The organism is Frankia sp. CeCAU1, assembly GCF_977971845.1.
The window spans coordinates 1-7,886 of the sequence record NZ_CDWWXA010000051.1 but is presented as its reverse complement, the minus strand read 5'-3'; the positions used below and the strand labels follow the sequence as shown (position 1 = coordinate 7,886).

General features: G+C 70.3%; 7 protein-coding genes. 3 read left to right on the top strand and 4 right to left on the bottom strand.

Annotation, left to right across the window (positions count from 1 at the left end; all coding sequences use genetic code 11):
- From AC08OO_RS11305 to AC08OO_RS11295, 3 genes are all read left to right on the top strand, one after another.
- Nucleotides 1-950: alpha/beta fold hydrolase (locus AC08OO_RS11305; protein ID WP_476618490.1), on the top strand; the 950-nt coding region annotated here is incomplete at its 5' end.
- Nucleotides 951-1,257: 307 nt separating this feature from the next.
- Nucleotides 1,258-2,304 (top strand): aldo/keto reductase, encoded by a 1,047-nt coding sequence (locus tag AC08OO_RS11300; RefSeq protein WP_476609866.1) that lies wholly within the window; start codon nucleotides 1,258-1,260, stop codon nucleotides 2,302-2,304.
- A gap of 329 nt (nucleotides 2,305-2,633) precedes the next feature.
- Nucleotides 2,634-2,822 (top strand): hypothetical protein, encoded by a 189-nt coding sequence (locus tag AC08OO_RS11295; RefSeq protein WP_035733690.1) that lies wholly within the window; start codon nucleotides 2,634-2,636, stop codon nucleotides 2,820-2,822.
- 130 nt (nucleotides 2,823-2,952) lie between these two features.
- Here the strand turns inward: AC08OO_RS11295 and AC08OO_RS11290 are convergent, their stop codons facing one another.
- The 4 genes from AC08OO_RS11290 to AC08OO_RS11275 form a co-directional block, all read right to left on the bottom strand.
- On the bottom strand, nucleotides 2,953-3,390 hold the full coding sequence (locus AC08OO_RS11290; RefSeq protein WP_476609867.1) for an SsgA family sporulation/cell division regulator: 438 nt from the start codon (nucleotides 3,388-3,390) through the stop codon (nucleotides 2,953-2,955).
- Between the two features lie 339 nt (nucleotides 3,391-3,729).
- Entirely contained in the window at nucleotides 3,730-6,435 is a 2,706-nt protein-coding gene (locus AC08OO_RS11285; RefSeq protein WP_476618489.1) for a WD40 repeat domain-containing serine/threonine protein kinase, read from the bottom strand.
- A 121-nt stretch (nucleotides 6,436-6,556) separates the two neighbouring features.
- Nucleotides 6,557-7,513, bottom strand: coding sequence for a hypothetical protein (locus AC08OO_RS11280; RefSeq protein ID WP_476609868.1), 957 nt, complete (start codon nucleotides 7,511-7,513; stop codon nucleotides 6,557-6,559).
- Nucleotides 7,488-7,886, bottom strand: a 399-nt coding sequence (locus AC08OO_RS11275; RefSeq protein WP_476618488.1) for a hypothetical protein, incomplete at its 5' end; no start/stop codon positions are given. The genes AC08OO_RS11280 and AC08OO_RS11275, both read right to left, overlap by 26 nt.

Sequence of the window (7,886 nt, the reverse complement as noted above, 5' to 3'; positions counted from 1 at the left end):
TCGAAGAGCTACGGCCAGAGGGTTTCCCACTCGACGATCCCCCGCCGGAGATTCCCTGGTCACCGACTCCCCCGCCCCCGGGCCGCCTTCGGGCGGACGACCGTCCCCCGAACGAGGCACGTCCCCCGAACGAGACGCGGATCACGGACAAGACACAGATCGCGGACGAGACACGGACCATGACGTCGGACGACAGGCCGGCGACGATCCGCGGCGGGGGTGGCGGCATCCCGGTCCTGCTGCTCCACGGGATCGCCGGCAGCACGGCGGACTGGGCCGCGGTGGCTCCGGAGCTCGCCACGTCCCGCCGTGTGATCGCCTACGACCAGCGAGGGCATGGCGCGAGTGGCTGGGCCACGACGGGCCGAGCGGGTTACAGCTTTGATCAGCTGGTGGCGGACCTCGCGACGGTGGTCGACGTGCTCGGGCTGCCCGCCGTCCACCTGATCGGCCACTCGATGGGCGGGGTGGTGGCGCTGCGCTACACGCTCGACCATCCGGGACGGGTGCGGTCCCTGGTTCTCGCTGACACCGCGGCCGCTCCCGCCACGGGCACGGGCGGGATCACGAAGCGGGTCGTGTCCGTCCTGCTGGCAGGGACGGCGGCGATCGCGACGGCCGTCCACGCCGGCCGGAACCGCGCGGTGGCGGGGCTCGGCCGGATGGATCCGAACGCGATCGTCGCGCTCTGGCGGGACCTGAGCAGCTATCCGTCCCTCACGGACCGGTTGGGCGAGATCCGCGCCCCGACCACCGTCATCGTCGGTGAACGGGACTTCAGTCTTCGTGACGCCGCCGAGACGCTCGCCCGATCCGTGCCGGACGCCCATCTCGCGGTGATCGCCGGTGCCGACCACAATCCACACGCGAGCCGCCCGATCGCCTGGCTGACCACCGTGGAGGATCACCTCACCCGCGCCGACCAGATAGCCACCGATCTCATCCGCTGATGTCGGGCCATGCCTGCCGACCGGTTGACTTCGAGTGCGCTCCCACCGCTATGGTCGGCGCGAGGCTGGCTTCCTCCCTCGTCCGCAGGTGGGGGATTCCCGGACCTCGCGGGCCGGGTTCCTGCTTCTTTTCCCGACGGGAGGTCCCGACGGATGCGCCACCGACTACCGTCGGTTCGGTCTCCCTCCATCTCCACAGGATCTTCACCGGCGAGTACGGCTCGTCTTCTATCCGGTCTGATGCGAAAGGGGGTGAGCGGCGTTTCCTCCTCCGCGTGGACGCGGAGGTTTCCACGCCGCGCATACCATGAAGTACCGCAAACTCGCCCGGACCGGCGTCGAGGTCAGCACCCAGTGTCTCGGCGCCATGATGTTCGGCGCGTTCGGCAACACCGACCACGACGAATGCGAACGCATCATCCATCGGGCCCTCGACGCCGGCATCAACTTCATCGACACCGCCGACATCTACTCTCAGGGTGAGAGCGAGGAGATCGTCGGCCGGGCCATCAAGACCCGCCGCGACGACATCGTCCTTGCCACGAAGTGCTTCAGCCCCATGGGCGACGAGCGCAACTCCCGTGGCGGCTCGCGGCGCTGGATCATCCGCGCCGTCGAGGATAGCCTGCGCCGCCTCGGCACCGACTACATCGACCTCTACCAGGTCCACCGCCACGACTGGGACACCGACCTCGAGGACACCCTCGGCGCCCTGTCCGACCTCGTCCACGCCGGCAAGGTCCGCTACCTCGGCTCCTCCTCCTTCCCCGCCGACTGGATCGTCGAAGCCCAGTGGGCCGCCCGGCGCCGTAACAGCGAACGGTTCGTCTGCGAACAGCCCCAGTACTCCATCTTCGCCCGCTCCATCGAAGAAGCCGTCCTGCCCGCCGCCCAACGCCACACCATCGGCATCATCCCCTGGAGCCCGCTGGCCGGCGGCTGGCTCACCGGCAAGTACCGGCGCGGCGAGCAGGCTCCGGCCGGATCGCGCTACTCGTCACAGGGCTTGCTCGGCCGCCGCCAGGGTCAGGCACTCTCCGAGGACCCGCACGCACCCGACCGCTTCACCGCGGTGGAGGAGCTGACCACCCTCGCCAAGCAGGCCGGCGTGTCCCTCACCCACCTCGCGCTGGCCTTCGTCGACAGCCACCCCACCGTCACCTCGACCATCATCGGGCCCAAGACGCTCACTCAGCTCGACGACGTCCTCCTGGCGGCCGAGATCACCATCGACCAGGCGACACTCGACGCGATCGACGAGATCGTCACCCCCGGCACCGACATCGCCGGCACCAACCACCACAGCGGTAACCCGGCACTGCAGCCGGGTTACCGGCGTCGGACGGCCCACTGACGGACGAACCACTGACGGACGAACCACTGACCAGCCCGACCATGCCCACCCCCGACCAGCCACGTTTCTCGACGCACGGCACCACCGAGCCGGTCGGCGCCGCGGCATCTCCGGAGGCAGACAAGCCGTCTTCCGGATCCTGAGACGATGCGCTACAGTCGCCCGAGTCAGGCAACATAAGGGGGGTTCAAAATGAGTGTCATCGTCGCCGTGACCCTGAACGTCGATCCAGCCGCTCTTCAGTCGATCCAGCCGCTCTTCAGCAGCTGTTCGCATCGAAGGCAGACATCTTCACATCCATCGCCGAGCAGGCAAAAAAGGTAGGAGCCTTGCACCATCGTTTCCTTGCCGGCCACGGGCAGGTCATCATCCTCGATGAATGGGATTCCACGGAGGCGTTCCAGGAGTTCTTCACCAATCAGCCTGAGATAGCCGCCCTCATGCGGGATGCCGGCGTCGAGGGACCCCCGGAGATTCAGGTCTGGCAGCCGATCGAAGGCGCGCCCGACACCTTCTGAGCGGGCGCGCTGGACACGGGCGGGGGACGGCTACGGCTCCCCGTATCCGCGCCGCGGAACGGACCGGTACCCCGCCCAGAATCGTCATTACCAGAGTTCATGGTGAGATCTTTGAGAACACCCGAAGCGGTCAGGTGTTCCGAGTGCGCAGCAGCATGTGAAGCTCGTTGTCCCAGTCGATGCCGTTGCTCTCCCGCCCCGCTGGAACCTGCCCGTGGCAGTCGGCGAGAAAGGCAGTGACCTTCGACTTCGCCAACTCGAGATCGGCATGCCCCGACGGGCTGGACAGGGACACCATGATCACAGGCTGCCCCCTGGACTTCGTCGGCCGGATGCGCACGTCGCCGGTCCCGGCGGGAACCTCGATCCCTTCGGCCAGCAGCGCGCGGGCGAAGATCCAGGTGATGGCTTCTTCACCGGGACGTAGGATCAACTCGATGGCGAAGGGATCAGCCGGGTCATAACGGAGTGTGCCGGAGATCGCCTCTCGCTCCCCCTCCTCCGTGACGTAGTCAACGGATAGATCGCGCGCCACGACATGCGCGGGCGTCGAGCTGTGACGGAGCATCGCTGCCTCCCAACACGGTCGGATTCGACACTGTTCAGCATCGCGCCCGGCGACGCCCGGTTTGGCCGCCCGACGGGCCTCTCTGGACGGGCGGATCAACCCGGCACGGCTAGGCCGGTCGGCATAGCCGGCGAGTAAACGCAACGTCACGGTTCCATCGCTATTTTGTCGCGGTTTCGGCGACCCCACGTCGAGAGATTCCGGCCGAGTCCACCGACGGGTGCGGCGATGACCTCGTCACTGGCCCGACGGGTGTCGACGCTGGCCGTCGTACCGGTGGGAGGGAGCCGGCCCAGGCCGTCAGGACCATCCGCCCCCACCGGCCGGCCCGTCGTCAGCTCAGCCGCAGGGAGCCCGGTAGCCCATATCTCTGAAGGCAGTGCTCCATTCACCGGCGGTGATCCGGTTCGCCGGATCGGCGCACGCGGTGTCCGCGAGCCGGCCGGGCTCGGCGTCCCACAGCCGCAATGTCCCGTCGTGACCAGCCGAGACGACGACGCCCGTGCCGGAGACGAAGGCGATCGCGCTGATCGGCTGGGTGTGCCCGTGCCACTGGGTCAGCAGGATCGGCGTGTCCAGACGGGAGATGTCGGTCAGCCGGACCGTCTCGTCATCGCCGGCGGAGGCGACGACGTCGGCACCCGGCTCGAAGGCCACGCTCTGGATCCCGCCCAGAGAGCCGGTGGCGACGCCACGGGCGGGATTATCCGGATACCGCACCTCCCACAGGCGCACCGTGGCGTCGACGCCGCCGGAGACCAGAACGCCTCCGTCGCCGGTGAAGACCACGGACCGCACCCCACGGCTGTGCCCGCGCAGGATTCCACCCGCGGTCGGCCGCGCCGCGTCCCGGATGTTCCACAGATGGACGGTGCCGTCCTCACCAGCGAACGCGAGCGGGGTGCCGTTAGGCGCGAAGGCCATCGAGCGCACTCCCCCGGTCTGACCGTCCGCCCGGACGCGCTGCTTCGGACGCGCCGGGTCCGTGACGTCCCACAGCGCGACGATGCCGTCCGCACTCGCGGACCCGAGAGTGTTGCTGTCCGGGCTGAAGGCCACCGACTGCACCGCGTCGGTGTGGGCCTGGACGGTTGACCATCGGACCATCTGCTCGGGGTCGTGCAGGTTCCACAGTCGGATCGTGCCGTCGGAATGGCCCGCGGCGAGCAGGCCACCGTCCCGGTTGAACGCCAGCGACTCGACCCAGCTGCGGCTCGGCACCGAGACGGAGGTGCGCCGGACCAGCTCGGTCCGACCGACGACTTCCCATAACGTGACCGTTCCGTTGTCGCTCCCCGCCGCGGTCCAGTGCCCGTCCGGGCTCACCGCGAGCGCCAGCAGGGCACCGGTCCCGACGGGGATGGTGGTCGGGGTGATCCCGGCACCGAACAGCGCGATCATCGCGCTCCGGGTCCTGGCCGAGCGCGGCTCGGCGCGGTAGGCCGCGAGCGCGAGCCGGCGAGCGAGTCCCGTGTTGCCGTCCTGGAGGAGCAGCGCCCGTTCGGCGACCGCCTCAGGCACGCTCATCTCGGTCCGCGAGCCCCCGCCCCTGGTGGACACGATGGCAACCGTCGTCACGAGCACGGTGACGGCGGCCACCAGGGCAACGATGATCAGCGGACGTCGGTTGCGGGCCCGGTCGCCCGGTGGCGCGGCGGACGGGGACCTCCGCGACGACGAGGACGACCGCTGAGACGAGGACGACGAGGACACTCCTCGCCCGGGGTCCTGGCTGTGTTCGTCCTCGGTCCAGACCGTCACCAGAGCATCGGCGAAGTCCCGGGACCGGGACGACGAGCCTGCGCCCGGCCGCCAGCGGGCATCCGGCCCGGACGGTGACGCCTCGCTCCCCGACGAGGACGACCCGAGCCTGGGAGAAGAGGTCGGGCCCGGAACCGACGACGGGCCGGACCGGGCTGGTGCCCCGGGAATGCCCGGCCCCGGGAACGAGATCAGGTTCGCGGGCGGCGGGGGTCCGATCGGCTGATGGCCGGTGACGGGCGTGATCGGACCCGCGAGGTCGGCGTCGCTCGCCGACGTTCCGGAGGCGCCGCCGGGGGACGTGTTCAGCGGCCGGATCAGCGCGGTCACCTCGGACAGGGACAGCCCCTTGACCGCCATCGGGGCTTCGACACGTAGGTCCAGAAGGCGCGCGTAGAGCTTCTCGGCGGTGGGTCGCTCCGCCGCTGCCTTGCGCATCGCATCGGAGACCAGGGGCCGCAGGCTGTCCTCGAAGCCGTCAAGCGTCGGAAGATCGTTGACCGTCCGGTACAGCACGCTGGGAGCGGGGCCGTTACCGAACGGGTAACGACCGGTCCCGGCGAAGATGAGGACACCGCCCCAGGCGAACACGTCCGCCGCCGAGGTGACCTGCTCGCCCAGGGCCTGTTCCGGCGCCATGAACGCCGGCGTCCCGAGCTGGCGATCCCCGCTGAGTACCGTCGCGGAGTCCAGGGCGCGCGCGATACCGAAATCGATCACCTTCGGCCCGAGCCGGGACAGCAGGATGTTGGACGGCTTCAGATCCCGGTGCACGAGTCCGGCCCGGTGGATCGCCATCAGCGCGGTGGTCATGCTCACCGCCAGCTGATGAAGCTCCGCCGGGGTCAACGGGCCGCGCGTGCCAACCGCCTCGGACAGCGTCGGCCCGTCGACGTACTCGGTCACCAGATAAGGCGGATCGGCGGTGATGTCGACGTCGAGGACCGCCGCCGTGCAGAAACGAGCGACCCGCCGGGCGTTGTCGGCCTCCTGCTTGAGCCGGCTGCGGAACTCGGCCAACCGGGCGAGATCCGCCCGGATCAGTTTGACCGCGACCAGACCACCGGCGGCGTTCTCCCCCAGGTAGACGGTCCCCATCCCACCCGCGCCGAGACGCCGCACCAGCCGGTAGGGACCGACCTCGGTCGGTTCGGAGGCCGCACGATCCGCGGGTCCGTCCGCGGGTCCGTCCGCGGGTCCGTCCGCGGGTCCGTCCGCGGGTCCGTCCGCGGGTCCGTCCGCGGGTCCGTCCGCGGGTCCACTCCGGCCGGGTGGGTGGGACATTAGCTGATCACTCCCGCCCGAGGTTGTCGAGGATCCCGAGGTTGTCGAGGTTGTCGAGGTTGTCGGTCAGCAGGCCACCCGCGCCTGGCAACGCCCGGTAATGCCCGGCGGCGCCTGGCACCTAGCGACGCTGCGACCTGGCACGCCGACGTCCACGGGCCGCCATCTGGTAGTGCACGGCCAGGAATGACAGCGCCAGGAAGAGCGGAAGCAGCACCGACGAAGGCGAAGCGCTGGTGTCCGCGGAGACCAGCACCATGTCTATACCGGCGGTGAGGTTAGCTCCGCAGGCGGCGGTGACCGGACGGTAACCCGGCCGGAAGCTGGCGAACTGGACCACGGTCTCGAACGTGCCGTCCTGGTCGGCGACGGTCCGTCCGACCAGCTCGCCGCCCGCGGTGAGCACGGCCTGCGACCCGGGTCTGCAGCCGGCACCCCGGGCGAACAGCGTATCTCCGGCCGTCACGGCGCTCCGGTCGAACAACAGCTCACCGGGACGTGCCTCGCGTGCCACCGGCTCCCCCACATCCGGCTCCCCCACATCCGGCTCCCCCACATCCGGCTCGGACACGCCGGGCTCGGACACGGGTGTGCACACGCCCAGCACGCGCACCGTCCCCTTCGGGCAGCGGGACGGGGTGGGTGCCGCGCACTGCTCGTCCAGCGGAACCGCGAGGCCGCCGGGGCAGAGCCGGCGCCCGGCGGGGCAGTCGAGCGTCGCCGCGCGCACGGAACCGTCCCAGCAGACGACCGGGACCGGCGGGGATGGCCGCGGCGGCGGGCAGGCTTCGCCCACGGCGACGCCGACCACCGAACCAGGGCAGGCCTTCTGCGGCAGGGGGCACTGGTCGGCCGATCGGCGCACGGAGCCGTCCGGACAGGTAACCGAGGTCTCCTTCTCCCCCTTGGAGCCCGGCTTGGTGGAGTCGGTGGCCGGGGACGAGGTGATGGGAGGTGACGTGGTCTTCGTGCCCTCCGTGGGGCAGGGCGTCCCATCGACCAGGCCGAGCGGCAACGCGGGGGCGGGCGTCGCGCAGTGCCGGGGATCGCCGTCAGCACATCCCCTGTCTGCCCCCATCCCCGTACCCGTCCCCGGCGTTGACGTTGACGCCGGCCCGGAGGTGCACCGGGGTTGCGGGCAGGCACCGTTCGGCGGTGATGACGCCGCCGCGTCGGCCGATCGAGGCGTGCTCGGTGGGCAGGTCGGACCGTGCTGGTCGCAGGGGCCGCCCGCATTGCGCGTGGCTGCGGCCGGGCAGGTCGGCGAACTGGACGTGCAGCGCCCACCAGCGTCCGTCGTCGTCCCCGACGGGCAGCTCGTCGCACTCGGATCGGAGTGGGGAGACGGGGTACCGCTGGGGGTCTCCGGGTTCGGCGCCGGATTCGGGATGGGAGGCCGGGACGGGGAGGTGGACGGCAGCGGAGACGTGGACGGGGGGATGGACCGGGTC

Coding starts and splice junctions, on each gene's coding strand:
- AC08OO_RS11300 (WP_476609866.1), top strand. CDS start 1,258: ATGAAGTACCGCAAACTCGCCCGGACCGGCGTCGAGGTCAGCACCCAG.
- AC08OO_RS11290 (WP_476609867.1), bottom strand. CDS start 3,390: ATGCTCCGTCACAGCTCGACGCCCGCGCATGTCGTGGCGCGCGATCTA.
- AC08OO_RS11285 (WP_476618489.1), bottom strand. CDS start 6,435: ATGTCCCACCCACCCGGCCGGAGTGGACCCGCGGACGGACCCGCGGAC.
- AC08OO_RS11280 (WP_476609868.1), bottom strand. CDS start 7,513: ATGGGGGCAGACAGGGGATGTGCTGACGGCGATCCCCGGCACTGCGCG.